This window comes from Kribbella sp. NPDC104740, assembly GCF_055583505.1.
Window position 1 is genome coordinate 1236095 of record NZ_JBVJNV010000001.1, and the last position, 24256, is coordinate 1260350.

General features: G+C 69.8%; 26 protein-coding genes. 12 read left to right on the top strand and 14 right to left on the bottom strand.

The window, feature by feature from the left end:
* The first annotated feature begins 20 nt into the window (after positions 1 to 20).
* Positions 21 to 878 carry a hypothetical protein gene (locus ACZ6Z4_RS05835; RefSeq protein WP_465558571.1) on the top strand — a complete coding sequence of 286 codons (858 nt, stop codon included), beginning with the start codon at positions 21 to 23 and terminating at the stop codon, positions 876 to 878.
* Here ACZ6Z4_RS05835 and ACZ6Z4_RS05840 read toward each other — a convergent pair.
* The 3 genes from ACZ6Z4_RS05840 to ACZ6Z4_RS05850 form a co-directional block, all read right to left on the bottom strand.
* Positions 854 to 1489 (bottom strand): class I SAM-dependent methyltransferase, encoded by a 636-nt coding sequence (locus tag ACZ6Z4_RS05840; RefSeq protein WP_465558573.1) that lies wholly within the window; start codon positions 1487 to 1489, stop codon positions 854 to 856. The genes ACZ6Z4_RS05835 and ACZ6Z4_RS05840 overlap by 25 nt on opposite strands.
* Before the next feature lie 61 nt (positions 1490 to 1550).
* Complete coding sequence (locus tag ACZ6Z4_RS05845; protein WP_465558576.1) at positions 1551 to 3620, bottom strand: spermine/spermidine synthase domain-containing protein; 2070 nt, start codon at positions 3618 to 3620, stop codon at positions 1551 to 1553.
* A 78-nt stretch (positions 3621 to 3698) separates the two neighbouring features.
* The gene (locus ACZ6Z4_RS05850; RefSeq protein ID WP_465558579.1) at positions 3699 to 4568 is read right to left on the bottom strand and encodes a S1 family peptidase; all 870 of its coding nucleotides are present in this window, start codon (positions 4566 to 4568) and stop codon (positions 3699 to 3701) included.
* Positions 4569 to 4767: 199 nt separating this feature from the next.
* Between ACZ6Z4_RS05850 and ACZ6Z4_RS05855 the strand changes: the two genes are divergently transcribed.
* The 4 genes from ACZ6Z4_RS05855 (at position 4768) to ACZ6Z4_RS05870 (ending at position 9664) form a co-directional block, all read left to right on the top strand.
* Positions 4768 to 6498, top strand: coding sequence for a hypothetical protein (locus ACZ6Z4_RS05855; RefSeq protein ID WP_465558581.1), 1731 nt, complete (start codon positions 4768 to 4770; stop codon positions 6496 to 6498).
* Between the two features lie 154 nt (positions 6499 to 6652).
* The gene (locus ACZ6Z4_RS05860) at positions 6653 to 8101 is read left to right on the top strand and encodes an LCP family protein (RefSeq protein ID WP_465558583.1); all 1449 of its coding nucleotides are present in this window, start codon (positions 6653 to 6655) and stop codon (positions 8099 to 8101) included.
* A 10-nt stretch (positions 8102 to 8111) separates the two neighbouring features.
* Entirely contained in the window at positions 8112 to 9134 is a 1023-nt protein-coding gene (locus ACZ6Z4_RS05865) for a glycosyltransferase family 2 protein (protein WP_465560587.1), read from the top strand.
* 305 nt (positions 9135 to 9439) lie between these two features.
* Positions 9440 to 9664 carry a hypothetical protein gene (locus tag ACZ6Z4_RS05870; RefSeq protein WP_465558587.1) on the top strand — a complete coding sequence of 75 codons (225 nt, stop codon included), beginning with the start codon at positions 9440 to 9442 and terminating at the stop codon, positions 9662 to 9664.
* Here the strand turns inward: ACZ6Z4_RS05870 and ACZ6Z4_RS05875 are convergent.
* Complete coding sequence (locus tag ACZ6Z4_RS05875) at positions 9661 to 10095, bottom strand: hypothetical protein (protein ID WP_465558589.1); 435 nt, start codon at positions 10093 to 10095, stop codon at positions 9661 to 9663. The genes ACZ6Z4_RS05870 and ACZ6Z4_RS05875 overlap by 4 nt on opposite strands.
* Positions 10096 to 10267: 172 nt before the next feature.
* On the opposite strand from ACZ6Z4_RS05875, the gene ACZ6Z4_RS05880 reads away from it, so the two are divergent.
* Genes ACZ6Z4_RS05880 through ACZ6Z4_RS05895 form a run of 4 tightly spaced genes read left to right on the top strand, consistent with a single transcriptional unit; the run spans position 10268 to position 12700 of the window.
* Positions 10268 to 10891 (top strand): DUF998 domain-containing protein, encoded by a 624-nt coding sequence (locus ACZ6Z4_RS05880; RefSeq protein ID WP_465558591.1) that lies wholly within the window; start codon positions 10268 to 10270, stop codon positions 10889 to 10891.
* Positions 10888 to 11259, top strand: a complete 372-nt coding sequence (locus ACZ6Z4_RS05885) for a YciI family protein (RefSeq protein WP_363676554.1) — start codon at positions 10888 to 10890, stop codon at positions 11257 to 11259. The genes ACZ6Z4_RS05880 and ACZ6Z4_RS05885 overlap by 4 nt, the downstream gene beginning before the upstream one ends.
* 1 nt (position 11260) lies before the next feature.
* Entirely contained in the window at positions 11261 to 12556 is a 1296-nt protein-coding gene (locus ACZ6Z4_RS05890) for an RNA polymerase sigma factor (protein ID WP_465558594.1), read from the top strand.
* An 18-nt stretch (positions 12557 to 12574) separates the two neighbouring features.
* Entirely contained in the window at positions 12575 to 12700 is a 126-nt protein-coding gene (locus ACZ6Z4_RS05895; protein WP_465558596.1) for a hypothetical protein, read from the top strand.
* Between the two features lie 581 nt (positions 12701 to 13281).
* Here ACZ6Z4_RS05895 and ACZ6Z4_RS05900 read toward each other — a convergent pair.
* From ACZ6Z4_RS05900 to ACZ6Z4_RS05925, 6 genes are all read right to left on the bottom strand, one after another.
* Positions 13282 to 14469 carry an HNH endonuclease signature motif containing protein gene (locus ACZ6Z4_RS05900; RefSeq protein WP_465558598.1) on the bottom strand — a complete coding sequence of 396 codons (1188 nt, stop codon included), beginning with the start codon at positions 14467 to 14469 and terminating at the stop codon, positions 13282 to 13284.
* A gap of 135 nt (positions 14470 to 14604) precedes the next feature.
* A complete protein-coding gene (locus tag ACZ6Z4_RS05905) occupies positions 14605 to 15051 on the bottom strand; it encodes an SRPBCC family protein (RefSeq protein ID WP_465558600.1) in 447 nt (148 codons plus the stop codon).
* On the bottom strand, positions 15048 to 15566 hold the full coding sequence (locus tag ACZ6Z4_RS05910) for an ArsR/SmtB family transcription factor (protein WP_465558602.1): 519 nt from the start codon (positions 15564 to 15566) through the stop codon (positions 15048 to 15050). Before ACZ6Z4_RS05910 ends, ACZ6Z4_RS05905 begins: the two co-directional genes overlap by 4 nt.
* Complete coding sequence (locus tag ACZ6Z4_RS05915; protein ID WP_465558604.1) at positions 15563 to 16021, bottom strand: SRPBCC domain-containing protein; 459 nt, start codon at positions 16019 to 16021, stop codon at positions 15563 to 15565. The genes ACZ6Z4_RS05910 and ACZ6Z4_RS05915 overlap by 4 nt, the downstream gene beginning before the upstream one ends.
* Positions 16022 to 16146: 125 nt before the next feature.
* Positions 16147 to 16956, bottom strand: coding sequence for an ABC transporter ATP-binding protein (locus tag ACZ6Z4_RS05920; RefSeq protein WP_465558606.1), 810 nt, complete (start codon positions 16954 to 16956; stop codon positions 16147 to 16149).
* A complete protein-coding gene (locus ACZ6Z4_RS05925; RefSeq protein WP_363676561.1) occupies positions 16943 to 17833 on the bottom strand; it encodes an ABC transporter permease in 891 nt (296 codons plus the stop codon). The genes ACZ6Z4_RS05920 and ACZ6Z4_RS05925 overlap by 14 nt, the downstream gene beginning before the upstream one ends.
* A gap of 141 nt (positions 17834 to 17974) precedes the next feature.
* Here ACZ6Z4_RS05925 and ACZ6Z4_RS05930 point away from each other — a divergent pair, with 141 nt between their 5' ends.
* Positions 17975 to 19708 (top strand): metallophosphoesterase, encoded by a 1734-nt coding sequence (locus tag ACZ6Z4_RS05930; protein WP_465558609.1) that lies wholly within the window; start codon positions 17975 to 17977, stop codon positions 19706 to 19708.
* Here the strand turns inward: ACZ6Z4_RS05930 and ACZ6Z4_RS05935 are convergent.
* From ACZ6Z4_RS05935 to ACZ6Z4_RS05945, 3 genes are read right to left on the bottom strand one after another with little or no spacing between them, the layout of a single operon-like run.
* Positions 19689 to 20411 (bottom strand): tyrosine-protein phosphatase, encoded by a 723-nt coding sequence (locus tag ACZ6Z4_RS05935; protein WP_465558611.1) that lies wholly within the window; start codon positions 20409 to 20411, stop codon positions 19689 to 19691. The genes ACZ6Z4_RS05930 and ACZ6Z4_RS05935 overlap by 20 nt on opposite strands.
* Positions 20408 to 21508 (bottom strand): iron-containing alcohol dehydrogenase family protein, encoded by a 1101-nt coding sequence (locus ACZ6Z4_RS05940; RefSeq protein WP_465558613.1) that lies wholly within the window; start codon positions 21506 to 21508, stop codon positions 20408 to 20410. The genes ACZ6Z4_RS05935 and ACZ6Z4_RS05940 overlap by 4 nt, the downstream gene beginning before the upstream one ends.
* Positions 21496 to 22233: a phosphocholine cytidylyltransferase family protein gene (locus ACZ6Z4_RS05945; RefSeq protein WP_465558615.1), complete on the bottom strand. Its 738-nt coding sequence runs from the start codon at positions 22231 to 22233 to the stop codon at positions 21496 to 21498. The genes ACZ6Z4_RS05940 and ACZ6Z4_RS05945 overlap by 13 nt, the downstream gene beginning before the upstream one ends.
* A 64-nt stretch (positions 22234 to 22297) precedes the next feature.
* On the opposite strand from ACZ6Z4_RS05945, the gene galE reads away from it, so the two are divergent.
* Complete coding sequence (gene galE, locus ACZ6Z4_RS05950) at positions 22298 to 23251, top strand: UDP-glucose 4-epimerase GalE (protein ID WP_465558617.1); 954 nt, start codon at positions 22298 to 22300, stop codon at positions 23249 to 23251.
* An 80-nt stretch (positions 23252 to 23331) separates the two neighbouring features.
* On the opposite strand, the gene ACZ6Z4_RS05955 is transcribed toward galE, so the two are convergent.
* A complete protein-coding gene (locus ACZ6Z4_RS05955) occupies positions 23332 to 23691 on the bottom strand; it encodes a VOC family protein (protein ID WP_465558619.1) in 360 nt (119 codons plus the stop codon).
* A gap of 62 nt (positions 23692 to 23753) precedes the next feature.
* On the opposite strand from ACZ6Z4_RS05955, the gene ACZ6Z4_RS05960 reads away from it, so the two are divergent.
* On the top strand, positions 23754 to 24209 hold the full coding sequence (locus ACZ6Z4_RS05960) for a MarR family winged helix-turn-helix transcriptional regulator (protein WP_465558623.1): 456 nt from the start codon (positions 23754 to 23756) through the stop codon (positions 24207 to 24209).
* Positions 24210 to 24256 lie beyond the last annotated feature (47 nt).

A 24256-nucleotide genomic window follows, 5' to 3' on the forward strand; every position in this document is an offset into this window, starting at 1 on the left:
CGGCGGGTTAGCGTGCGGGTATGACGAGCTACTCCGGGGGACCTGTGGCGCCGAAGCGGACACTGACGTGGATCGCAGTCGGTTGCTTCGTCCTCGGGATCGTGCTGAGCGGGATCTTCGTGGTCCGCCTGGTGCAGAACCTGCCGAAGGCCCCGACGCGGGTCGACGGTGGGACTGTGCAGCTGACCGCGGACGGGCTGACCGTGTACTCGACGGTCCCGGCGCTGATCCCGCCCTGTACCGCGAAAGATGCCTCCGGCGCCGACATCCCGCTGGAACGGGTGAAGGGGTCCCAGCAGATCACGCTGAACGGCGACACCTGGTACGTCGTCGCGCAGTCGGTCCGCAAGGTCCCGGCCCAGGAGGTCGTGGTCGCCTGCGACACCGCGGACACCGGCGGCACCTTCTACGCCGGCCCGAAGCTCGCCCTCGCCTCGCTGGTGGGGTCGGTGCTGCTGGCGATCGGCTCGTTCGTCCTGCTCTTCCTGATCGGCATCGTGCTGATCGTCGTCGACACCGTCCGCCGCCGCCGCGCGAGAAAGGCAACCATGGCTCAACCCGGCCCGAACAACCCTCCGACCCAGGCCAACACGTTCCCGACCTTCGGTCAGAACGGCGTCGACCCGGACTACCCGGTCCCGCCCGCCGACGAACCCCGCGGCTACCACCCGCACGGCGGCCCCGGCACCGGCAACGACGGCGTCGACCCCGACTACCCGGCCCCCCAGCCGTCCCCGCCGGACCCGATCTCCGACGGCGTCGACCCGGACTACCCGGCGCCGCCGGCCGAGACCGACGGCGTGGACCCCGACTACCCGGCTCCGCCCGCTGAGACCGACGGCGTGGACCCGGACTACCCGGCCCCGCCGCCGAAGTAGGTCGCGATCCAGTAGTACCCGAACGTCTCGAAGCGGACCTCCGAGCCCAGCGCCCGGAGGTCCGCTTCGACGTTCCCGTCCCGCGGGAAGTTCTTCAGCACCTCGTACGCCGACCCGTCGGCCAGCCGCCGCGTCTGAAAGGTGTCGTCACCGACCGAGCGGATCGGCGTACTGCTGCCCTCGACGTACAGGTTGTCGACGAGCACCACCCGAGGCGCCCGCCGCCCGAGCCGCCGCACGAAGTCGACCGCCTCGGCCCGCGGCACGTGCGACCAGAAGAACCCGGCGAAGACCAGGTCGTACTCCCCGCCGAGCCCGTCGAGCTCCGCGACATCGAGCGCCTGGAACGCCACGTCCCCGTCGTACGACCGCTCGCGCGCCACCGCGAGCGTCTCCTCGGCCAGGTCGGTCGCCAGCACCGACCGCGCGGCGGGCGCCATCACCTCGGTCCAGTACCCGGTCCCGGCGGCGACCTCGAGCACGCGCAGCCCGCCCACCAGCTCGACCACCGCCGACCGCAGCCGGCGGAGGTCGTCCTGGCGTTCGGGCTTCGCGTACACCGCGTCGTACTCGCGGGCGCGCCGCCGGTAGTACTCGGTCAGGTCGTCCATCGCAGAACCTCCGTCGTCGTCCGCGGAGGTCCGGAGGGACCCAGACATCAGAACCTAGGCGTCAGGAACCCACCCCGGCAACGGATTTCGGTCGCAGCAGGAACGCTCCGACGTACAGCAGCGCCGCGATGATGATCAGCCCGTCGAAGCCGATCAGCAGGGCGGCGTACTCGAGGCAGCCGCCGAGCAGGGCGCCCAGCAGGTTGGCGCCGAAGCTCGCGGTGCTGTCGGCGGTGTCGGTGAAGCGTTTGGCGAAGATGACGTTCGCGGCGAAGATCGGGAGGAACGCGATCAGGACCGCGACCACCGCGCGCAGGCCGAGCGGCATGCTCAGGAGCCAGCTGTCGGGGAAGATCCAGCTCAGCAGCAGGCCGCCGAAGAGGACGACGTACATCGTCTTCAGGGGTGGCGTTTTGAAGCGTCTGGTGACTTCGACGGCCGCCAGCACGGCGACCAGGACGCCGGCGAAGACGATCGCGTTGACGACCCAGGTGGTGCCGAAGAGCAGCGCGAAACCGGTGATCGACTTCGTCTCCAGCAGCATGAAGCCCGCGCCGAGCAGGAACAGGTCGGTGTACGGACGCATCCGCCGGTACGACGAACCGCCGCCCGCGATCCCCACCCCGATCAGTCCGGCGACCAGGATCAGGCCGAGCGTCACCAGGTACAGCGACGGGATCCGGTCCGTGAACAGGTACAGGAACGGCCGGTTGTCGGTCGCCGGCGGGGGAGTCGTCGAGGTCGCGCCCGCCCACTCCGCGCCGCAGGTCTGGTCGGCCGGCGTCAGCCCGACCGTGACGACGGCCTGCTGCAGGTCGTCGCCGACCTTGTCGACGCACGGCTTGTGCCCGAACGCCTTCTGCGCCGTCGACGCGAGCCGGTCGATCAGCCAGGTCTCGCGGTAGTAGTTGTACATCGCGAACGCGCCGCCCGGCGCGAGATGCTCCTGCGCGCTCTTGAACGCCTGCTCGGTGAACAGGTAGCTCTCCAGCCGCAGCGAGCTCGCGCCGTTGACCAGCGTCAGCGAGTCCGGCAGCGCCAGCAGGATCAGGTCGTACTTCTTGTCGGTCCGCGACAGGAACGCGCGCCCGTCGTCGATGTGCGAGCTGACCCGCGGGTCCTGGTACGGGTGGTCCGGGTGCTGCTCGCGGCCGATGTCGCGCAGCTTCGGGTCGATCTCGACCGCGTCGACGTGCTTGGCGCCGTTGCGCAGGGCAACGGCCACGTCGGTGCCGGAGCCGGCGCCGATGATCAGCACGTTCTCCGGGTTCTTCTTCGCGGCCCGCTCGTACGGCAGCCCGTACTGCGGCTCCCACTGCAGCCGCTTCTCGGCCGGGATCGCCTGCTGGTGCGGGACGCCGTTCACCTTGATCGTCAGCAGCGGCGTGCCCTCGTACGTCGAGGAGGAGGTCTGCACCTTGTAGTACGGCGACCAGCTGTTGTCCGGCCGGGTCGACTCGTGCAGCAGCACGCCGAGCATCACCAGCAGCGGTGTCGCCACCAGCGCGCCGCTCAGAGCGGCCGCGGTCGCCTTCTTGCCCGGCACCATCAGCGCCAGGAACCCGACGGTGACGAGCAGCCCCCACCAGATCGGCGGCGCGCCGAGGAAAGACAGCAGCGTGAACGTGACGATCCCGGTCAGGCTGCCGATCAGGTCGTACCGGTACGCCGTCAGCCGCGGCAGCTCGGTGAAGCAGCGGCCGACCAGCTCGGCCGGGCCGGCCAGGATGACGGCCGCGGCGACGAAGATGATCGGCAGGATCACCCAGACCGGCGGTCCGGTGGTGTCCAGGCTGGTGAAGTAGATGACGCTGTCGCCGGACCGGTTGACGGTCACCGGTTTCCAGGCGATCACCAGGACCAGCAGCCCGAGCATGATCGGGGAGTAGTACGGCAGCCGCTTCGCCTTCCCGGCCCGCAGGATCCCGATCCCGATCCCGAGGAACGAGCCGAGCAGCACGAAGTTGGAGAAGTAGCTGAGGTGGACCACGTTGGAGCCGGTCCAGCGGATCAGCGCGAGCTCCAGGAACAGCATCAGCGCGCTGGCCGCGACCAGCCGGGGTTTCACCCCGATCGGGCTCTGCCAGCGGTTCGGTTCGGCCGTACGAGGGGTTGACGAGTCGACTGCCATGCGTCGGCACCTTACCCACGCATGTGGCGCGCGTCACCCCTCGTACGGCAAACGCCTACCGGCGAGTCCCGGCGACCACTAGCGGCGAGCGGGCTTCGCCAGCTGGCAGCCCGACTTGTTCAGGTCGATCGTGCGGCTCGCGGTCAGGCAGGTGTAGAGCCACCAGGTCTGCTGCCCGTACGCCGCCCCCTGGTCGACCGTGACGTTGCCGTTCGCATCCACCTCGCACGGGTTGTTCACCGTGCAGCGGGCGCCGTCCTCGTTGCCGGTGTTGTTGACGCCGATCACCTGACCGGTGCTGGTGCTCACGATCGGCGAGCCCGACGTACCGCCGATCGTCTCGCAACCCGGCTGCAGGTACTTGATCGAGCTCTTCCAGGTCCAGTCGCCCTCACGCAGCGTGGGGATCGTGGCCTGCACCGAGCAGGTGTAGATGCGCTTCCAGTACCCCGACACGACCGCCATCCCGGCGCCGTTGGCCGGGCCCTGCTTGGCCAGCGTCAGCGGCGTCACGTTCAGCCGGGTCTTGATCGCGTTGTAGGTCTCGTTCACCTCGTACACGATCATGTCGGTCTTGGTCATCGTGCCGTAAAGGATCCGCGAGGCGCGGACGGTGCCGGCGTTGCTCGCGTTCGGGCGCAGCAGCGTGATCGACCGCGTCGACGCGCGGTTCACCAGAACGGTGCCGGGGTTGAGGAAACCTCCCTCGTAGCAGTGGCCGTTGGTGAGCACCATCGCCTTGTCGGTGCCGACGGACTCGGCGTACCGGACCAGGGAGGCGGAACAGTTGCTGAGCGCCGCGATGCCGGTGTAGTCGGCACCGGGAGCGGCGGCCTTCGCCGGTGCTGCCGCCGGTTCGGCGACCTCCACGGCGTGGGCCTGGCTGCCACCGAGCAGCACAGCGCTGCAGGCGAGAGCAGAAACGAGAACGGAACGGACGAGTTTCATGGGCGGTGATCCTTTGTCCTCACAGGTGTCCGCGCACTGGGCGGTTGCGGACAGGGCGTAGTGGCCCTGGAACTCTTCGTATCCGAAGACCGGCCACCGAAACCATCACGAACGCGTCAAACCTGCCGATCCGGGGGCGGGTGCAGGGGTTTCCCTCCGCACCGGCAACCATCCACCGGCCCGGCGGACACCTCTGGGTATGCGTTCACGACAACGACTGATCGTTCTGCTCGCCCTCGCCCTCCTCCCACTCACCGGTACGACGGCCACCGCCGCACCGCACCCCACATCGGCGTACGCCGAACCCCCGCAAGACCCCACACCGGCGTACGCCGAACCCCGGCAAGCGTTCCGGACCGAGCTCCCCGGACGGCAGGCCGGGCAGCGGATCGACCCGACCGCGACCCCCGGCGCACTCACCCGCCGCTTCCAGCAGGCCACCGTCCCGCTGACCCTCAGGCATCTCGATCGGACCGGCGCGCTCGCGCCCGGCGCGCGAACCACCGTCGCCGCCCTGGACGGAACCGTCAACGGCGCCGTCGACGTCGGCACCGGCGAGGCCACCGTCGACCTCCCGCCGGGCCGGTACGTCGTGGTCAGCTTCATCCCGACCGGCACGACGACGAGCATCCTGGTCCAGCCGTTCCTGGACCTGACCGCCGCCACGACGGTCGCGCTAGATGCCCGCCAGGCCCGGCCGTTCGACGTCCGGGTCGACGATCCCGCGGTCGCCTCGTCGATGGCCGCGCTGTACTTCACCCGTCGCGCCGACGACGGATCGGCTCTGTGGTTCGATTACCCGGCCGACACGCTCGGTTCGCTGTACGCCGCACAGCTCGGCCCGGCGGTCGCGGCCGGCGAGGTGACCTCGAGCCTGATGACCCAGTGGGCGGTGCCCGGCAGCACCGGGGACTTCGCGGAGACGCCGGTCACCTACACCACGATGAACACCGTCCGCGGCGTGTTCTTCACCGGGTTCGACCGCGTCGTGCAGCCACGGAGCCTGGTCCCGTTCGAGTCCCGCCTGTCCACGACCGGCCCCGGGAACACCACCAGCAAGTCGACGACCGTGCTGGCCCCGGAGATGCGGGGCCACTGGAGCAAGGGGTTCGCCGGGACGGGACACCGCACGGTGACCGAGTACGTCGAGCCCGGCGCCGAAGTGTCCGAGCAGTTCCAGGAGCGCGACGGTGCCGGGATGGACAGCGCCCTGGTCACCGCGCAGAACGGGACGATCAGCCGGACGGCCGAGCCCGGCCGGCGGTACGTGACGCCCTGGAACAACGCGGTGCTCGCGCCGTCGGTGCGGGAAGGCTCGGCGGCCCGGTACGGCGACCTCTTCTCCGCCCGCTTCGGCTTGTACGACGACGCGGCCGGCCACTCGGGATGGGGAATGGACACCGAGGCCGCGACCAGGCTGTACCGCGACGGTCGCCTGGTGGCCGAGACGACCAGTCCCGGGAACATCGGGCGTGGTGTGGAGGTCGAGCCCGGCCGGGCGTCGTACCGGTTGGAGAGTGAGGTCGTCCGGAACGCGGCCGCGCGCCGATCGACGCAGGTGAAGGCGGTCTGGACCTTCGACTCGGACACGACGAGCGAGCAGGGGGAGAACCTGCCGCTGTGGTCGATCGGCTACCAGCCGGCGGTCGACGCGGCCAACGACGTCCGGCGGACGCCGGTCACGCGGCTCCCGTTCACCGTGACGCCACAGCCGGGAGCGACGGTCGGCAAGCTGGGCAAGCCGGTCGTCGAGCTCTCCGGGGACCAGGGCAAGACGTGGCAGAGAGCGACCGTTGTCACGCAACGCAACGGCTTCCTCGCGATCGCCGCGACACCGCCGGGAGCCGCGATCTCCTTGCGGGCCAAGGCGACCGACTCCGCCGGCAACGCCGTCGAGGTGACCGTGCTGGACGCGTACGGGCTGCGCTGAGACCTACGTTACGAAGGCGTCGACCCCCGCAGGTCGGCGCCTTCGTGGCGCTTTCGGGCTGTTACTCTCCGACTCGGAATCCGCCCAGCTCGAACCATCCCCCTGCCCCGTACGTCGTACGAAGTGACCCTGGGGGGAACAGGAGGTGGATGTGATGCGGCCGGAGAAGCCGGAGCTGCGGAATCTCAGTGAGCCGGTCCGTTTCAAGCGGGCGCTGGCGCTGCTGCTGATGACGCTGGTGCTGCCCGGCTCGGCGCAGATCGTCGCGGGCAGCAAGAAAGCCGGGCGGGCGGCCTGGCGGGTGATCGCGGGAATCGTCGCGGTCGTCGTGTTCCTGGTGCTGCTGTCGCTGGTCTGGCGGTCCGGGACGATCAACCTCATCGTGTCGCCGACCACGCTGCGGATCGTGCAGATTCTGCTGATCCTGCTGGCGATCGGGTGGGCCGCGCTGTTCGTCGACGCCTACCGGCTCGGCCGGCCGCTGACCTTGGAACGCAACCACCGGCTGACCGCGAGCATCGTGGACGGCGTACTGGTGGTGCTGGTGATGACCGTGCTGATCTGGAGCTCGACGATCGTGTCGGCGCAGCGCGACTTCGTGGCCAGCGTGTTCGGCAACGGGGAGAAGTCCAAGGCGGACAAGGGCCGCTACAACGTGCTGCTGCTCGGCGGGGACTCCGGGGCCAACCGGATCGGCGTACGGCCGGACAGTCTGACGCTGGCCAGCATCGACGCCGAGACCGGGCGGACCGTGCTGATCGGCCTGCCGCGGAACATGGCGAAGGTGCCGTTCCCGGAGGGGACCGAGATGGCCAAGCAGTTCCCGAACGGTTTCGAGTGGGACGGGTGCGGCCACGACTGCTACCTGAACGGCGTCTACACCTGGGCGATGGGGCACAAGCAGCACTTCCCGGGCGTCAAGGAGCCCGGCCTGGTCGCGACCCAGCAGGCGGTCGAGGGACTGACCGGGCTGAAGGTCAACTACTACGTGCTGATCGACATCGCCGGCTTCCAGCACCTGCTCGACGCGGTCGGCGGGATCACCGTCGACGTCGGCAAGAAGGTACCGATCGGCGGGATCGGCGGGCCGATCAAGGGCTACATCAAACCCGGCAAGGACCAGCACCTCGACGGGTACCACGCGATGTGGTTCGCCCGGTCCCGGGCCGGGGCCAGCGACTACGAGCGGATGACCCGGCAGAAGTGCGTGATGACCGCGATGCTCAACCAGCTGTCGCCGCAGAAGGTGCTGACCAAGTTCCAGGGCATCGCGTCGGCCAGCAAAGAGGTGGTCCAGACCAACATCCCGTCGGGTGAGCTCGGGACCTTCACCGACCTCGCGCTGGACTCCAAGAAGCTTCCGGTGTCATCCTTCTCGCCGGTCCCACCGCTGATCAAGACCGGTGACCCCGACTTCGGCCTGATCCGGACGAAGGTCGCCGAGGCGGTCAGCAAGTCCGAGGCCCTGGACAAGGGGTCCGACGACGGGGACGGTAAGAAGTCGGACACACCGAGTAGCGTGTCTCCCAGCAAGAAGCCCAGCAAGACCCCGACCAAGCCATCCACCGACGTCGACGACGTCGCACAAGTCTGTAAGGCCTGACCTGAAGATGCTGTCCAACTGGCCCCCGGTCTCCGTCGTGATGCCCGTGCTGAACGAGGAACGCCACCTCGAGGAGGCGGTCGGCCGCGTTCTCGACCAGGAGTATCCCGGCGAGTTGGAGGTCGTGCTCGCGATCGGCCCGAGCAAGGACCGGACGCAGGAGATCGCCGACCGGCTGGCCGCGAGCGACCAGCGGATCACCATCGTCCCGAACCCGACCGGCAAGACGCCGGCCGGGCTGAACGTCGGGATCGCGCACGCCCGGCACGACATCGTCGTCCGGGTCGACGGGCACGGCGTACTGACCCAGGGGTACATCACCCGCGCGGTCGAGGTGCTGGAGGAGAGCGGCGCGGACAACGTCGGCGGCGTGATGGCCGCCGAGGGCCGCACGCCGTTCGAGATGGCCGTCGCGTGTGCCTACCGGTCGCGGCTCGGGCTCGGCGCGTCGACGTTCCACCAGGGCGGCAAGGCCGGACCGGCCGACACCGTGTACCTCGGGGTCTTCAAGCGGACGGCGCTGGAACGCGTCGGCGGCTTCGACGAGTCGATGCACCGCGCCCAGGACTGGGAGCTGAACTACCGGATCCGCAAGACCGGCGGGCTGATCTGGTTCAGCCCCGACCTGTCGGTGACGTACCGGCCGCGCTCGTCGCTGTCGGCCGTCGCGAAGCAGTTCTTCCACACCGGCCAGTGGCGCCGCGAGGTGATCCGCCGGCACCCGGAGACCGCCAACAAGCGCTATCTGGCCCCGCCGGTCGCCGTCGGCCTGCTCGCCGTCGGCACCATCCTCGGCATCGTCGGCCTGATCGTCGGCAGCCCGATCCTCGACCTGGGCTTCGTCATCCCACTCGGCTACGCCCTCGCCGTCATCGCCGGCTCCGCCATGGAAGGCCGCTATCTGCCCTGGAAGGCGCTCTTCTGGCTCCCCGGCGTCATCGCCACCATGCACGTCTCCTGGGGCCTGGGCTTCATCGTCGGCCTCCAGGAAAAGCCGGCCGGCCCGGCCCTCACCACCCCGGGCCCGGCCTGACCGTCGTACCGAGCCCGCTGGCCGACCGGCTGGCGGAGCTCGACCGCCTGCTCGCCGTCCACCCGCCGGCGAAGCGCCAACTCAACGTAGGCGCCTCGCCGGAGGAGATCCGGTCCACGTTCGACCTGCTCGGCATCGCTCCGGCAACCGCCGCCGAACAGCTCTACAGCTGGCACGACGGCATCACCTGGCAGCGCGGTGATCGGCCGCTGTACCTGTTCCCACGCTTCTGGCAGTTCCTCCCGTTGCAGCGAGTCCCCGAGGAGGCGCCGTTCGCCCGCAGCTGGTGCCGGGAGCAAGCGGGCGTGGACGGTCTGCCGTTCGCGATCGACGGTGGCGGCGCGTTCCTGGTCGCGGAGTCAGGCGACGAAGGGTTCGTCTGGGAGGCGTGCTCCGACTACGTGCGGCCCTGCGAAGAGGGCACGCTGGCGGATCTGGTCGGGGTCACCTGCCAGGCGCTGCGGGGTGAGCACCGGGAGTACCGGGCGGAGTTCCTGGAGCGTGGGATGGAGTGGGCCGAGATCGGCTAGCGCCGGGTCATCGTGGACTCGTAGCCGCCTCCGCCGGGGTAGATCCAGTTGCCTGACATCACGCGATCGTGGTCGGTGAAGGTGCCTTCGAAGTACGCCGGGCTGCCCTTCGGGCCGCCCCAGATGGTGAGCTTGTCGCCGTCCAGTTCGTAGGTGTAGTCGAGGGTGTTGCCGGTCGAGTCGTAGAAGCGGGAGTGGACGTCCGCGCTGGGCGGTTCGCCGAACGGGCGGAGGTTGCCGATGATCTCCAGGCCCTTCGCCTGCTGTCCGTACTGCTCCAGCTCCACGGTCTGCAGCAGGAAGTAGCGGCCTTCCATCCACTCGTACCGGACGACGCCCTCGGCGCCTCCGGTGACGGTCCACTCGCCGACCAGGCGGTCGAGGGCGTGCAGGCCGGCGGTCGGGGCGGGCGGGGTGTGGTTCTCGGTCATCTTGGTTCTCCTCCGGGTCTGGTGCGCGGCTCCTGCGCACTCACGGCCACCTCGGAGCTGCCGGGGACGCTTCAACATCTCAGCTCGTGTGATGTGGATCACATCTGAGAGATGTTGAAGCAGGTCGGGCGGCAGCGAGGTAGCGGTGACCGACCGACCCGAGGAGCACCTGATGACCACTCTCACCGCCACCCGACCGGCCCAACTGCTGACCGCCGCCGCCATCGCCGGGCCGTTCTTCTACGCCGTCGCGATCGCCCAGATGCTGACCCGCGACGGCTTCGACCTGCGGGTCCACCCGATCAGTCAGCTGGCCACTGGATCACTCGGCTGGATCCAAATGATCAGTTTCGTACTCACCGGCCTGGGCGTGATCGCGCTCGCCGTCGCCCGCCGCAGGCTGATCACCGACGGCACCGGCCGCCGCGCGGTGCCGCTCTTCCTCGGCATCTTCGGCGCCGGGCTCGTGCTCGCGGGCCTGTTCCCGATGGACCCGCAGTACGGCTTCCCGACCGGCGCGCCCGACGGCGCGGTCGCGATGTCCTGGCACAGCGTCGTCCACTCGATCGGTGCGGTCGTCGCGTTCACCGCGCTCGCGGTCGCCTGCATCGTCCTGGTCGTCGACGCGGTCCGGCGCCGCGCGACCAAGGCGGCGATCGGCCACGGGTTCGTCGCGCTGGTGATGCTGCTGCCCATGTCGCCGACCGAGTCGAGCCTGCAGATCGCCTTGAATGGGGTCGTGGCCTTCACCTGGACCACCCTGTACGCCGTACAGCTGAACCGGAGGACCCGATGAAGTTTCTGGTACTGAGCTACACCCCGGCCGACAGCTGGGACGGCGCGACGGCGGACGTGCCGTCGGAGGAGGCGCTCGCGGCGTTCGCGGCGTACCAGGTGTTCGAGAAGGAGCTCCGGGAGACCGGCGAGTTCGTCACCAGCGAGGGCCTCGGGCACCCGGTGGTCTCGACGACCGTGCGGAAGACCGGAGCGGGCGTGGTGGCGACCGACGGGCCGTTCGCGGAGCTCAAGGAGGTGCTGGCGAGCTTCGCGGTGATCGACTGCGTGAGCCTGGAGCGGGCGACCGACATCGTGAAGCGGATGGTCGACGTGCTCGGCGAGCCGATGGAGATCCGGCCGATCATGGGCGACGACTTCGCCGGCTGAGATGGAGCTCGAGGAGCTGCTGCGCGCCGAGGCGCCGCAGGTACTGGGCGCTCTCGTACGCCGCTTCAGCCGCTTCGCCGAGGCCGAGGACGCGACCCAGGAGGCGCTGCTGGTCGCGTCCCGGCGCTGGCCGGTCGACGGCGTACCGGACGATCCGCGGAGCTGGCTGATCCGGGTCGCGTACCGGCGGATGGTCGACCTGCTGCGCTCCGAGCAGGCCGACCGGCGCCGCGAGCAGGAAGCGGCCCAGGCCGACCGGCGCCGCGAGCAGGAAGCGGCCCAGGCCGCCGTTCACGTGCAGGTTCAGGCCGACCGGGCGGCTGCGGCCGACGGCGACCCGGCCGGCTCGGCGCCGTGGGTCGCCGACCAGGACGACAGCCTCCTGCTGCTCTTCCTCTGCTGCCACCCGGCGCTCTCCCCGCCGTCTCAGGTCGCCCTGACCCTGCGCGCCGTCGGCGGCCTGACGACGGCCGAGATCGCCCACGCGTACGGCGCTGCCGAGCGCTCGATGTCGACCCGGATCAGCCGCGCCAAGCAGACGCTCAAGGAAACCGGCGCGCGGTTCAGCGCGCCGACCGACGCGCAGGACGAGCGGATCGCGGCCGTCATGCATGTCCTCTACCTGATCTTCAACGAGGGCTACACCGCCACGTCAGGCGAACAGCTGGCCCGCGCCGACCTCACCCAGGAAGCGATCCGCCTCACCCGCATGCTGCACGGCCTGCTGCCCGACGACGCCGAGGTCACCGGCCTGCTGGCGCTGATGCTGCTGACGACCTCCCGCGACGCGACGCGGGCCGACGACGACAACCACCTGATCCAGCTCGAAGACCAGGACCGTTCGCGCTGGGACCAGACGGCGATCACCGAAGGCGTCGCGCTGATCGAAGCAGCCTGGGCCCAGAACCAGGTCGGCCCGTACCAGCTCCAAGCCGCGATCGCCGCCGTGCACGCCCAAGCGCCCTCGGCCGACGCGACCGACTGGCCGCAGATCGCCGCGCTCTACCTCTGGCTGGAGCGCCTGGCCCCCACCGCGCCGGTCCGCCTGAGCCGGGTCGTCGCGGTCTCCAAGGCCTTCGGCCCCCATCGAGCCCTCGCCCTCCTCGACGACCTGGACAAGAACCACCAGCTCACCCAAGACCCTCTCCTCCAACACCGAGCCACCGCCGTACGAGCCCACCTCCTGGAATCCACCGGCAACCCAACCGAAGCCCGAGCCGCCTACCTCACCGCCGCCGCCCTCGCCACCAACCAGGTAGAACGCCACTACCTCCTGACCCGAGCCCACAACCTCTGACCACACGCCGTACGCCGTGTGGCGGAGCACCGGATCGAGCAGAACAACGCCAGCGAGAACTCCGACACCGGGATCGCGGTCGGTGCGCAGGTCGGTGCGCAGGTTGTACGGGGCGGCGAGCGTGGTCGGTTCCTGGGGGTGTAGGCCGCCGGAGCGGATCTCCGCGGGTCGCGGGCTTCTTCTCCGGGGCGGGCTGGATCGGCGCCCCGCCGCCGGACTGGAGCTCGTGGTACGCCGTGCGTGTGTGCTCGGTGTGCTCGCGCATGATCTGGGCGGCCTTGTCCTCGTCGGCCGCGGCCAGGACCGGACACGCGTTGTACCCCACGAGGCAGCAGACGGACCGCCTCGGGCAGCGACCCGCCCTTCAGCAACACCTTGCCGACCAGCTCGGCCCGCCCGTCGACGAGCTTGAACTTCCCGATCTGCGGCTGAAAATCGAGCAGCATCTCGGACTTGTTCCCGTCCGGCGCGCTGCGTCGGCGTTCCGTCCCCGGCGCTTCGGGCGCGGAACTGTCAGGGGTTGGCGCCGGGGCGTGGCCGGCCGGGCCGCGGAACGCACGTCGCCGGAGCACCTGGCTCGCCTGGGGCGGTTGGGCGTGCCGGAGCTCGGGTGGGCGTGCCGGAGCTCGGGTGGGCGTGCCGGAGCTCGGGTGGGCGTGCCGGAGCTCGGGTGGGCGTGGCGGTCGGATCAGCGGCCTGGGGGCGCTGATTGCTGGGTGGGTTGGTCAAGCGGCGGTGGGCGGGTCTTTGGAGGAGTCGGGGGTGGCCCAGGTGGGAGTGCTGACCTGGGGGTGGCCGTTGCGGATGGTGAGGGTCCAGTGGCCTTGGTGTACGGCTTGGTGGTGGGGTTTGCACAGGAGGGCCAGGTTGGTGAGGTTGGTGGGGCCGCCGTCGGCCCAGTGGGTGATGTGGTGGGCGTCGCACAGGGCCGGCGGGGCGGTGCAGATGACGCAGCCTTGGTCTCGGGCGTTGAGGGCTTGGCGGATCGCGCGGGTGACGAAGCGGTGTTCGGTGCCGACGTCGAGCGGTTCGGAGTTCGAGCCGAGGACCATGGGGATGACGCCGGCGTCGCAGGCCAGGCGGCGGGCGGCGGCTGCGGAGAGGGCGGCGCCAGAGGCGAAGGTGCCGGTACCGGTGCTGGACTGAAGGTCGGCGAGGTCGATCGTGACGCTGACGTGGGGCTTGATGTCACCGTGTGCGGGCGCAGCACCACCGGTCGCTGCGGCGACCTCCAAGATGCTGGTGAGGGCGTCGGCGCGGCGCTTGCCGCTGCTGCGGGGGTCGCGGTGTCCGTCGGGGGTGAGGCGGGGTTTCGCACCGGCGAGGATCAAGGTCTGGAGAAGTTCGGCGTGGGCGCCGGCCAGGTAGCCCTTGAAGGCGACGCCGTGGTCGTCCGGTCGCAGGGCCAGGGTTTCCGCGGCCAGGGCGCGGTCCTCGGCGGGTTCGGGGCCGTCGGTGTCGAGGGTGTCGCGGACGCGCCTGCCGAGTTTTCGCAGTTCGCCGGGGGCGAGGAGTTCGGCGGCTTTCACCATCTGCTGCTCGGCGACGCGGAGGTCGTCGACGGGGACCATCGCGGCGGCCGGGATGCGCTCGAGGGTGGTGACGACGACTTCGGCCTGGGCCGGATGCAGCGTGGCCGAGAGGGCTTGCTGGACGTCCGGGTACTTCGGCAGCGCGGTCGCCAGGCGGAGGTCGCGGCGTACCTCGACGGTGTCGAGACGGTGCCGCAGCGCGATCAGTTCGGCGGTGTCGCGGGCGCCGAGTTCGGCGGCGTGACCGTTCGCTTCCAGGGCTGCCAGCAACTCGAGGCGGCGGGTTTGCAGGCGGGCGAGGGCGGCCTGGAGCTGGTCGAGAGCGGACAGCATCTCGCTGCCGCTCATCGACCACACCGGACGCTCGTCGTACTCTGCCATGACCACCATGATGGACTACGCCGCCGACAGGATTCGACCCGGAATCCCTTGTCCACAAGGAGAATCCGTCACACTGGCGACGCCCACGAAACGATGTAAGCAGCCCAGAAGAGCCCCTAGTGCCCTGCGTCGGAGCTAGTGCCAGTTGCTGATCTGTACGTCGTCCGGCGCCGGTGATCCCTTGCCGGTCTCGACGTAGTCCTTCAGGCTCAGCAGGTACGACGCCCACTTGGTCGAGCAGTGGTTCATGAACTCGACCGGCTCCTTCCAGCCCTCGTGGGCGAACAGCACGACGGTGTGCTCGCCGTCCTGCTTCAGGTCGAAGGTGATCGTCGTCCCGAGCCACTCCTCGGGACCCTCGGCGACCTCCCAGCGGACCTGGTCGGGTTTCACGTCGAGCACCTTCATGTCGAAGCCGCCGGGGACGAAGCGGAACTTGATGGTCCCGTCGACGGCGGCGTCGCCCTCGGTGTCGGTGGTCCACCAGGCGGCGAGACCGTCGATGGTGGTCAGCGCGGGCAGGACGTCCTCGGGCGTCGTGCCGCGAGTCGCGATGCGGTGCAGGATGTCGGGCACGGTCACTTCTCCTTTTGCTGCGGTGGAACGGATGCGGACTTCTTCTGAATGGTTTCGGCCAGGCGCTTGATGCGCTCCAGCCGGCGGTCCCACGCCTGGCCGACATCGGCCAGCTGCGCGGCGGCACGGGCCAACTGCACGTCGTCGACTTGGTAGCGCATCTCGCGGCCCGCTGGGGCGACATGGATGAGCCCGGCCCGGTCCAGTACGCCGAGATGCTTGGCGACCGCCTGGCGGGTCACCGGGAGCTGCTCGCTGAGGGTGGTCGCCGTACCGGGGCCGTCGGCGAGCAGCAGGTCGAGCAGCCGGCGCCTGGTCGGGTCGCCGATCGCGGACCAGAGCCCGTCGTCGATCGGGCCACCGTCGATCGGGCCGTCGTCGATCGGGCCGTCGTCGATCGGGCCGTCGTCGATCGGGCCGTCGTCGATCGGGCCGTCGTCGATCGGGCCGTCGTCGATCAGGCCGCCGTCGATCAGGCCGCCGTCGATCGGGCCGCCGTCGATCAGGCCGCCGTCGGTCATCGGGCGACCAGCTTCTCGACGTACGGGCTGATCCGGGCCAGGTGGTGGTCCCAGCCGAGCTCGTGGTCGCGGTAGGTCTCCTCCAGGACGGCGGCCTCCCAGCCCTGCTCGCGGAAGCCGGTCTCGGTCAGCTTCAGCGTCGTACCGGACCCGGCGGGGACGAGCTCGAAGGTGACGAGCAGCGAGTTGGCCGTGGCGGCGGGCTCGCCGACCGGGTGCGTCCAGCGGAAGGAGAACAGCCGCGGCCGGTCGACCGTGACGACGGTGATCGCGACGGCCTTCGGGTCGTCGGTGGCCTGGTCGAACACGATCTGGCCGGACCCGCCGGGAGCGAGCGGGTAGTCGGCCGAGTCGGGCCACCACTCGCGGACGTGGTCGGGACTGCTGACCACGTCGAAGACGACCTCCGGCGCGGCCTCGATGTGGATCTCGCGTTCGAGCGTGGCGTACTCCATGAAGAGCTCCTCGAGATGATCTGCAACGTTTGGTTGCACATCAATATGTCATGCAACCATCGGTTGCACAACCCCGAACAAAAGGGCCCCTGGGACCGAGATCCCAGGGGCCCTCTCGAGCAGCCTCAGCGCTTGCCGGTGGCTTCCTTGTTGTACGCGTCCACGACTTCCTTCACGTCCCCGTCCATCCGCAGCACACCCTTGTCGAGCCAGATCGCCCGGTTGCAGGTGTCGAGCACGACGTCGAGGGAGTGGCTGACCAGGAAGACCGTGCCGGCCTGGTCGCGCAGGTCCTTGATCTTCTGCTCCGAGCGGACCCGGAACTCCGCGTCACCGGTGGCCAGCGCCTCGTCGACGAGCAGGATGTCGTGCGTCTTGGCCGACGCGATCGCGAACTTCAGCCGCGCCGACATGCCCGAGGAGTACGTCGACATCGGCAGGTCGATGAAGTCGCCGATCCCGGAGAACTCGACGATCTCGTCGTACCGCTCGTCGATCTCGGCCGGGCTCATGCCCATCGCCAGACAGCCCAGGACGACGTTCCGGTCGCCGGTCAGGTCGTTCATCATCGCGGCGTTGACGCCCAGCAGCGACGGCTGGCCGCCGGTGTAGATGGCGCCCGAGGCCGGCGGCAGCAGCCCGGCGATCGCCCGCAGCAGCGTCGACTTGCCGGACCCGTTGCGGCCGATCAGGCCGATCGCGTCGCCCTTGTGGGCGGTGAAGGTGACGTTCTTGACCGCGTGCACCTCGCGGATGGTCGGCCGGTCCTGGCGTTTCAGGATCCGCCGGAACGCGGTCGCCGCGGTGCCCTTGCCGCCGGAGCCGGCGGTCACCTTGTAGATGATGTTGACGTTGTCGGCGATCACCGTCGGGGCAGCGTCGGACTCCGGCAGTGGTGCCGCCGGGGTCGGAGCTGCCGTCTCAGCCACGGCCATACCTGTCCTCCGCTCGCCAGAAGTAGATGAAGCCACCGAACAGTGCGACCACGGCCCAGCCGATCGCGATCGGCCAGGCGTTCGGCAGCGCGTGCTTCTCGTGCGACTCCAGCAGCGCGCTGCGCATGATGTCGATGTAGGCCGAGATCGGGTTCAGGGCCAGCAGGTGGATGACCCAGCCCGGGGCGTCGGCGTCGCGCAGCTTGTCCGGGATCGAGAAGAAGATGCCGGAGGCGTACAGCCAGGTCCGGGTGATGAACGGCAGCAGCTGGCTGATGTCGGTCAGGAAGGTCCCGAGCCGGGCGAAGATCAGCGTCACGCCGACGTTGAACATCGTCTGCAGCAGCAGCGCCGGGATCACCAGGAACCAGCTCAGCGACGGCCCGTCGGTGAAGCCGACCAGCAGCAGCAGGATGCCCATCGAGATGAACAGCTGGTTCAGCTCGTTGACCACGTACGCCAGCGGCAGCGTCGCCCGCGGGAAGTGCAGCGTGCGGATCAGCGACATGTTGGTCGCGATCGCCCGCGAACCCTCGGTCATCGAGCGCTGCGTGTACGTGAAGATGAACATGCCGCAGATCAGGAAGGCCGGGTAGTTGTCGATCCCGCCCTTGGTGCCCAGCAGGACACCGAAGGCCAGGTAGTAGACCCCGGCGTTCAGTAGTGGGGTGAGGATCTGCCAGACCGATCCCAGCCGGGCTCCCGCGTAGAGCGCGTACGTGCGCGCGCGGGCGTAGCTGTAGATGAACTGGCGACGGCCCCACAGTTCACGAAGGTAGCCCCCGAGCGGCGGACGTGCCGCGCTCTTGGACAACCCGTAGCGTTCGGCCAGTGCCGCGGCGTCCGCGGTGGTGGCCGACTCGGCGGCGGTTGACATGCGGGCCAATCTACTGGGCGCCGGGCCGGGACCTCACATCGGCGCGCTCTGAACCGTTTCAGCCGGTGACGGATGGTCGCGGCTCGACAACAATTCGCCACGACTCCGGATGCCGTCGGCGCGACCGCGTACCTTCTGCGGGTGAAGGATTCCCGCCCGCACGACCTGTCCGAGGAACAGCTCGGATTCCGCCGCCGGGGAGCTGTTCGCTGGCTCCTCCCGACCGTTCTCGCCAGTGCCGGCCTGAAGGCCGTGCTGGCCGGCATCTTCGGTGCGTACGCCGACAAGCGCGAGCTCCAGAGCGGCCTGCAGGCCGAGATCTACCACCACGGCGACGACGAGCTGTGGTTCGACTTCGTGGCCGACCTCGGCGACGGTTTCGACGCGACGTACTCGATCGCGTCGGTGCTCGCGGCAGCGGAACTGTCGCCGGCCGACAACCTGCACCTGCCGCGCGGGCAGCTGCTCGTGATGGGCGGCGACCAGGCCTACCCGGCCGCGTCCGCGACGGCGTACGAGGACCGGACGAAGGGCCCGTACCGCGCGGCCTTCCCGCGCGAGGACACGGCCTTCCCGCGCGAGGACGACGGCGAGGACCGGCCCGTGCTCTTCGCCCTGCCGGGCAACCACGACTGGTACGACGGCCTGACCGCGTTCCTGCGGGTCTTCGCGCAGGGCCGGCCGGTCGGCGGCTGGGACACCGAGCAGGCCCGCAGCTACTTCGCGGTCCAGCTGCCGCAGCGCTGGTGGCTGCTGGCCATCGACACCCAGTTCGACGAGTACATCGACGCGCCGCAGCTCGCCTACTTCCGGCGCGCGACGACGCAGATGCGCGAAGGCGACGGCGTCATCCTCTGTACGCCGAAACCCGCGTGGATCAAGGCCGGATCGGGCGGCGACGCCCGCGGCTACGACGCGATCCGGTTCTTCGAGCGCGAGATCGTCCGCCCGGCCGGCGCGACCGTTCACGTGATGCTGTCCGGCGACTCGCACCACTACGCCCGGTACGCCGAGGAAGGCGGCACCGGTCAGCGGATCACCAGCGGTGGTGGCGGCGCGTACTTGACCGCCACGCACCTGCTGCCGGACAAGCTCGAGCTGCCGCCGAAGACGTCGCGGGTCACCGAGACCGACGAGCGGACGACGTACGACCGGGTGCAGACGTACCCGTCGCGCGCGCAGTCGTCGCGGCTGGCGAACGGGATCTTCCGGCTGCCGTGGCGCAACCCGGGGTTCTGGGGGCTGACGGCGTTCCTGCAGACGGTGATCGCGCTGCTCGTGCAGTTCGGGCTGGCGTCGGACCCGCACGGAGTCTTCGGCACGCTCGCGGTGTGGACGCCGGCCGCCTTCGCGGCGCTGGGGACGGTGGTCGGCGGGGTGCTGTTCGCCCGGCTCGGGCTGGAACGAAGTTCGTTCGCTGCCGGAGTCGCGGGTGTCCTCCACTCGGCGGCGCACCTGGCGCTGGCCGGCTTCTGGGCAGCTGTCCTGTACCGGTTGGAGGCCAACGCCGCCCAGTGGATCACCGTCGTCGTCGCGCTCGTTGGTACGCCCGTGGTCGTCGGCTTCGTGGACTCGCTCGTCGTCGGCCTCTACCTGCTGATCGCCTGCCGCTTCGGCTTCAACACCAACGAGGTGTTCGCCGGGCAGAGCCTCGAGGACTACAAGGGCTTCCTGCGGCTGCACATCGATCGCGAGGGCGCGCTGCGGATCTACCCGATCAAGGTGCCGAAGGTCGGGCGCTCGTGGAAGGCCGCTCCGGACGGCGAACCGGGAAGCCCTTGGCTGGTGCCCACTTCCGGCGCGATCGGTGTCGAGCTGATCGAGCAGCCGATCGAGGTCGTCCGCGCCTCCGCCGCTACGACTGCGCGGGTCTAGTCAGCCTTTGCTTCAGGGCTTCGAGTTCGGCGTCGGTGAGTCCGGTCTGCCGCAGGTAGGGGACCGGGCCGCCGTACGCCGTGTCGAGGTGGCGGAGGATCGCGGTCATCGACTCGGCGCGGGTCTCGCGGAACTCCAGCATCTCGGCGTGCAAGGACTCGTCGGGCTCGGCGGCGAGTTGCTCGGCCATCAGGTCGGCCAGGTTCGCGCGGGTGAGGAAGTAGTCGGCGACGATCTCCTCCTCCGGTACGCCGGCCAGCGCGAGCGCCAGCGCGACGACCACGCCGGTCCGGTCCTTGCCGCCGTAGCAGTGCACGACGACGGCGCCGTCGGGTGCGTCGAGCATGGCGCGGAAGACGGCCGCGAACAGGTCGGGGTGGAGGTCGAGCATCTCGGTGCAGGCGTCGACGATCGTGGTCGCCGTACTGGGTGGGTCGGCCGGGTCCTGCAGGGGGAGGTGCATCCCGAGCGGGTCGCCGGTGAAGGGGGTCGGGAAGCCGCTCACCTCGCCGTGGGAGCGGAGGTCGATGACGCGGCTCACTCCGGCTTGTTTGATGGTCTGCACGGCTGCTGCGGTCAGGTGTTGCAGGCTGTCGGCGCGGATCAGCGCGTTGCGCCGGATCTCGCCTCCGTCGGCGGTCGGCAGGCCGCCGAGGTCCCGTACGTTCTGGCAGTCGGGCCAGTCCAGCCGACGATCACTCACCCGTGCTCCGGCGCACGCCCGTCAGCAGCAGCGATCCGCCGCGACACCTGCTCGTCGAAACCGGCGATCGCCTCGGCGATCTTGTCCGGTGACAGCGCCGCCTCCTCCAGGATCGTGATCCGCCCCGGACGGGTCTGCGGCGCGTAGGCGACGATCTCGCCGAACTCCTCCGCGCTGAAGCCCAGGTCCGCCGGGCGCACCGGCAGGCCGTGCCGGAGCAGGCAGTCGACCGTCGTACCGAACGCCTGCTCGTCGCCGCGCAGGTACCAGGCGAACGCCGCACCCAGCCCGACCTGCTCGCCGTGGAAGGCGCGGCGGTCCGCGTGCAGCAGGTCGATCGCGTGCGAGATCTCGTGACAGGCGCCCGACGACGGCCGCGACGTCCCGGCGACCACCATCGAGATCCCGGACAGCACCAGGCCCTCGGCCAGCGCGGCCAGGAACACCTCGTCCTGGATACCGCCGGGGTGGTTGAGCACGGCCTGCGCCGACGTCCGGGCCAGCGACACCGCGAGCCCGTCGATCTCCTCGCCGTGCGCCGCGTGCGCGGCCTCCCAGTCGGCGATCGCGGACAGGTTCGAGACGATCTCGCCGATCCCGGACCGCACCGAGCGCGGCGGGGCCTGCGCGATCAGGTCCAGGTCGACGACCACGGCGATCGGCGCCGGTACGCCGTACGAGCCGCGCCCGGCGTCGTTGTCGAGCGTGGAGATCGGGGAGCCGATGCCGTCGTGGGCCAGGTTGGTGGCGACCGCGACCATCGGCAGCCCGAGCCGGGCCGCGGCGAACTTGGTCACGTCCAGCACCGTGCCGCCGCCGATCCCGACGATCGCGTCGTACCGGTTCTGCCGGATCTGCTCGACCAGCTTGATCGCGGTGTTGATCGTGCCGCCGTCGACGGTGAACCAGTCGGCGTCGACCAGCCCGTGCTCGAACGTGTTCTGCACGATCGGCCCGTACGTCGGTCCGACCGCGATCGCGACCTTGCCGGACGTCGAGATCCGCTGGTCGGCCAGCACCTCGGCCAGCTCCTTGAGGGCACCGCGCCGGACGTCGACGACCAGCGGCGCGGTGACGAACCGGGCTAGGAGGGGCATACGATCTCGCGGGCCCGGGCCAGGTCGGCGTGGTTGTCGATCTCGACCCAGTCGACCTTGCCGATCGGGGCGACGTCGATCCGGTAGCCGGCGTCGGCGAGCACCTGGTAGCCGTCCTCGTAGTACAGGTCCGGGTCGTTCTCCCAGGTCTTGCGCAGCGCGTCGGCCAGGTCGCCGGCCGCGGCCGGCTCGATCAGCGTGACGCCGATGTACTCACCCGAGGCCGTCGCCGGGTCCATCAGCTTGGTGATGCTGCGGACGCCGTGGTCGTCGTGCCAGACCACCTTCATCTCCTCGTCGGCGAGCTGCTTCTCGGTGTCGAGGGCGAGGATGATCCGCTTGTCACCGCCGCGGGCGTTCAGCAGGGTGTGCTCGACCGAGACCGGGTGCACGGTGTCGCCGTTGGCGAGCACGACCCCCTCGGCGAACAGGTCCCGGGCGCACCACAGCGAGTAGGCGTTGTTCCAGATCTCGGCCTTGTCGTTGTGCACGAGCTGGATGCGGACGCCGTACCGGCTCTGCAGGTCGGGCACCCGCTGCTCGATCGCGCCCGCGGCGTACCCGACGACGACCGCCACATCGGTCAGCCCGACCTCGGCGAAGTTCGCCAGGGTCAGGTCGAGCGGGGTGGTCTCCGCGTCGATCGGGACCAGCGCCTTGGGCAACGTGTCCGTGTACGGGCGCAGCCGGCGGCCGGCCCCGGCGGCGAGAACAAGTCCGATCATTGGCCGATGATACCGATTCGGTCCGGTTCGGCCAGGGGTCCGCGGGACTGGCAGGATAGGCCGCATGACATGGCTGGTGACTGGCGGGGCGGGCTACATCGGGGCGCACGTGGTGCGCGCGTTCGCGGCGGACGGGATCGACGTCGTGGTGATCGACGACCTGTCCAGCGGCAAGCCGGAGTTCCTGGTCGAGGGGGTGCCGTTCGTCGAGGCCAACCTGCTCGACACGGACCTCACCCGGAAAACGCTGGCCGGGGTCAGCGGCGTGGTGCACCTGGCGGGCTACAAGTACGCCGGAGTGTCGGTCGACAAGCCGATGCACACCTACACCCAGAACGTCACCGCGATGGTGTCGCTGCTGAACGCGATGGCCGACACCGGCGTACGGAACATCGTCTTCTCCTCCAGCGCCGGCGTCTACGGCACTCCCACGGAGGAGATCGTCACCGAGCAGACCACCCCCGACCCCCAGAGCCCGTACGGCGAAACGAAGCTCGTCGGCGAGTGGCTCCTGGCGGACCAGGCGAAGGCCGTCGACCTCAACCACACGTCCCTCCGCTACTTCAACGTGGTCGGCTCCGGTGACCCGAAGGTCTACGACGCCAGCCCGTACAACCTCTTCCCGATCGTCTGCAACATGCTGACCCAGGGCAAGACCCCCCAGATCTACGGCACCGACCACCCGACCCCGGACGGCACGTCGGTGAAGGACTACGTCCACGTCGCCGACCTCGCCCGAGCCCACGTCGCGGCGGCCCGAGCCCTCGACTCCGGCAAAACCCTCGAGCCCGTCTACAACCTGGGCTCCGGCACCGGAACGAGCGTCCGCGAGATCATGGACGCCGCCCGCCGAGTCACCGGCATCGACTTCACCCCCGGCGAGGCGCCCCGCCGCCCGGGCGACCCCTCCCGGGTCGTCGCCTCCGGCGAACTGGCAGCCCGCGATCTGGAGTGGAAGAACACCCACACCGTCGACGAAATGTTCGCCTCAGCCTGGAACTCCTGGCCCCGAAGCTAAAACAGAAAAACTACAGGCTCGAGTGCCTGGTTGCTGTTCTCTGTTCAGCTGAGGAAGGCTGCGGGTCCTCTGTGGCCCGATCAGGCGCGGTCGTGCAGCGTGATCTGGTAGCCGTTGGGGTCTTCGAAGGTGAAGGTTCTGCCGAAGGGGCCGTCGGTGGGGGCGGTGACGATGCGGTGATTGTCGGCTGCCAGGGTGTCGTGGATCGACTGGATGTCGGTGGCGTGGAGCCAGACCGCCGTGCCGGCGCCGGGGTGGGCGAGGTTCGTGCCGGGGATGACCTCGCGGAGGGCGAAGGTGATCGGCTTGGTCTCGAAGACGACCGCGTGGGGTGGGCCGGCTGGGGAGCGGACCAGGCCCAGGTAGTGCTCGTAGAACGCCTGGGTGGCGGCGAGGTCGTGGGCCTGGAGGGAGATGAAGTCGGGGCCGGTGACGGGCATGAGAGGACTCCTCGGGTTGTGTCAGTTTTCTGACACGTTCGACTGTATGTCAGGATACTGACATGAGGCAAGACGGGGTCGAGCTGGAGACGTCGCTGGGGTACCTGCTGAAGGAGGCGTCCAGTGCGCTGCGGGCGGCGATGGAAGAGGTGCTGCGGCCGCTGGGGATGAGCATCACGCACTACTCGTGCCTGGAGTTGCTGGCGCAGCGGCCGGGGTTGTCGAACTCCGAGCTCGCGCGGGGTGCGTTCGTGACCCGGCAGTCGATGAACGTGTTGCTTCAGGCGCTGGAGCGGGACGGGTTCGTGGCCAGGCCGGCGCAGGCGCCTGTGGGGAAGGTGCTGCCTGCGCAGCTCACGGCGCGGGGGCGAGCGAGTCTGAAGGAGGCGTCCGCGGCGGTTCGGGCTGTGGAGGTCAGGATGCTGGATGGACTGACCGAGGCTGAGCAGGCGGGGGCGTTCCGGATTCTGCAGAGCATGGTGCGTTCGCTGCGTGAGGGCGGCGAGGAGGCGACATGAGCGACGAACGCCTGACCGGCCACCAGCCGGACGGGCCCGCTGGGGTC

Coding starts and splice junctions, on each gene's coding strand:
- ACZ6Z4_RS05885 (WP_363676554.1), top strand. CDS start 10,888: ATGAAGTTTCTGGTACTGAGCTACACCCCGGCCGACAGCTGGGACGGC.
- ACZ6Z4_RS05940 (WP_465558613.1), bottom strand. CDS start 21,508: ATGCCCCTCCTAGCCCGGTTCGTCACCGCGCCGCTGGTCGTCGACGTC.
- ACZ6Z4_RS05960 (WP_465558623.1), top strand. CDS start 23,754: ATGAGGCAAGACGGGGTCGAGCTGGAGACGTCGCTGGGGTACCTGCTG.
- ACZ6Z4_RS05845 (WP_465558576.1), bottom strand. CDS start 3,620: ATGGCAGTCGACTCGTCAACCCCTCGTACGGCCGAACCGAACCGCTGG.
- galE (WP_465558617.1), top strand. CDS start 22,298: ATGACATGGCTGGTGACTGGCGGGGCGGGCTACATCGGGGCGCACGTG.
- ACZ6Z4_RS05850 (WP_465558579.1), bottom strand. CDS start 4,568: ATGAAACTCGTCCGTTCCGTTCTCGTTTCTGCTCTCGCCTGCAGCGCT.
- ACZ6Z4_RS05915 (WP_465558604.1), bottom strand. CDS start 16,021: ATGGAGTACGCCACGCTCGAACGCGAGATCCACATCGAGGCCGCGCCG.
- ACZ6Z4_RS05860 (WP_465558583.1), top strand. CDS start 6,653: ATGCGGCCGGAGAAGCCGGAGCTGCGGAATCTCAGTGAGCCGGTCCGT.
- ACZ6Z4_RS05920 (WP_465558606.1), bottom strand. CDS start 16,956: ATGGCCGTGGCTGAGACGGCAGCTCCGACCCCGGCGGCACCACTGCCG.
- ACZ6Z4_RS05840 (WP_465558573.1), bottom strand. CDS start 1,489: ATGGACGACCTGACCGAGTACTACCGGCGGCGCGCCCGCGAGTACGAC.
- ACZ6Z4_RS05900 (WP_465558598.1), bottom strand. CDS start 14,469: ATGGCAGAGTACGACGAGCGTCCGGTGTGGTCGATGAGCGGCAGCGAG.
- ACZ6Z4_RS05835 (WP_465558571.1), top strand. CDS start 21: ATGACGAGCTACTCCGGGGGACCTGTGGCGCCGAAGCGGACACTGACG.
- ACZ6Z4_RS05855 (WP_465558581.1), top strand. CDS start 4,768: ATGCGTTCACGACAACGACTGATCGTTCTGCTCGCCCTCGCCCTCCTC.
- ACZ6Z4_RS05875 (WP_465558589.1), bottom strand. CDS start 10,095: ATGACCGAGAACCACACCCCGCCCGCCCCGACCGCCGGCCTGCACGCC.
- ACZ6Z4_RS05945 (WP_465558615.1), bottom strand. CDS start 22,233: ATGATCGGACTTGTTCTCGCCGCCGGGGCCGGCCGCCGGCTGCGCCCG.
- ACZ6Z4_RS05880 (WP_465558591.1), top strand. CDS start 10,268: ATGACCACTCTCACCGCCACCCGACCGGCCCAACTGCTGACCGCCGCC.
- ACZ6Z4_RS05955 (WP_465558619.1), bottom strand. CDS start 23,691: ATGCCCGTCACCGGCCCCGACTTCATCTCCCTCCAGGCCCACGACCTC.
- ACZ6Z4_RS05910 (WP_465558602.1), bottom strand. CDS start 15,566: ATGACCGACGGCGGCCTGATCGACGGCGGCCCGATCGACGGCGGCCTG.
- ACZ6Z4_RS05890 (WP_465558594.1), top strand. CDS start 11,261: ATGGAGCTCGAGGAGCTGCTGCGCGCCGAGGCGCCGCAGGTACTGGGC.
- ACZ6Z4_RS05925 (WP_363676561.1), bottom strand. CDS start 17,833: ATGTCAACCGCCGCCGAGTCGGCCACCACCGCGGACGCCGCGGCACTG.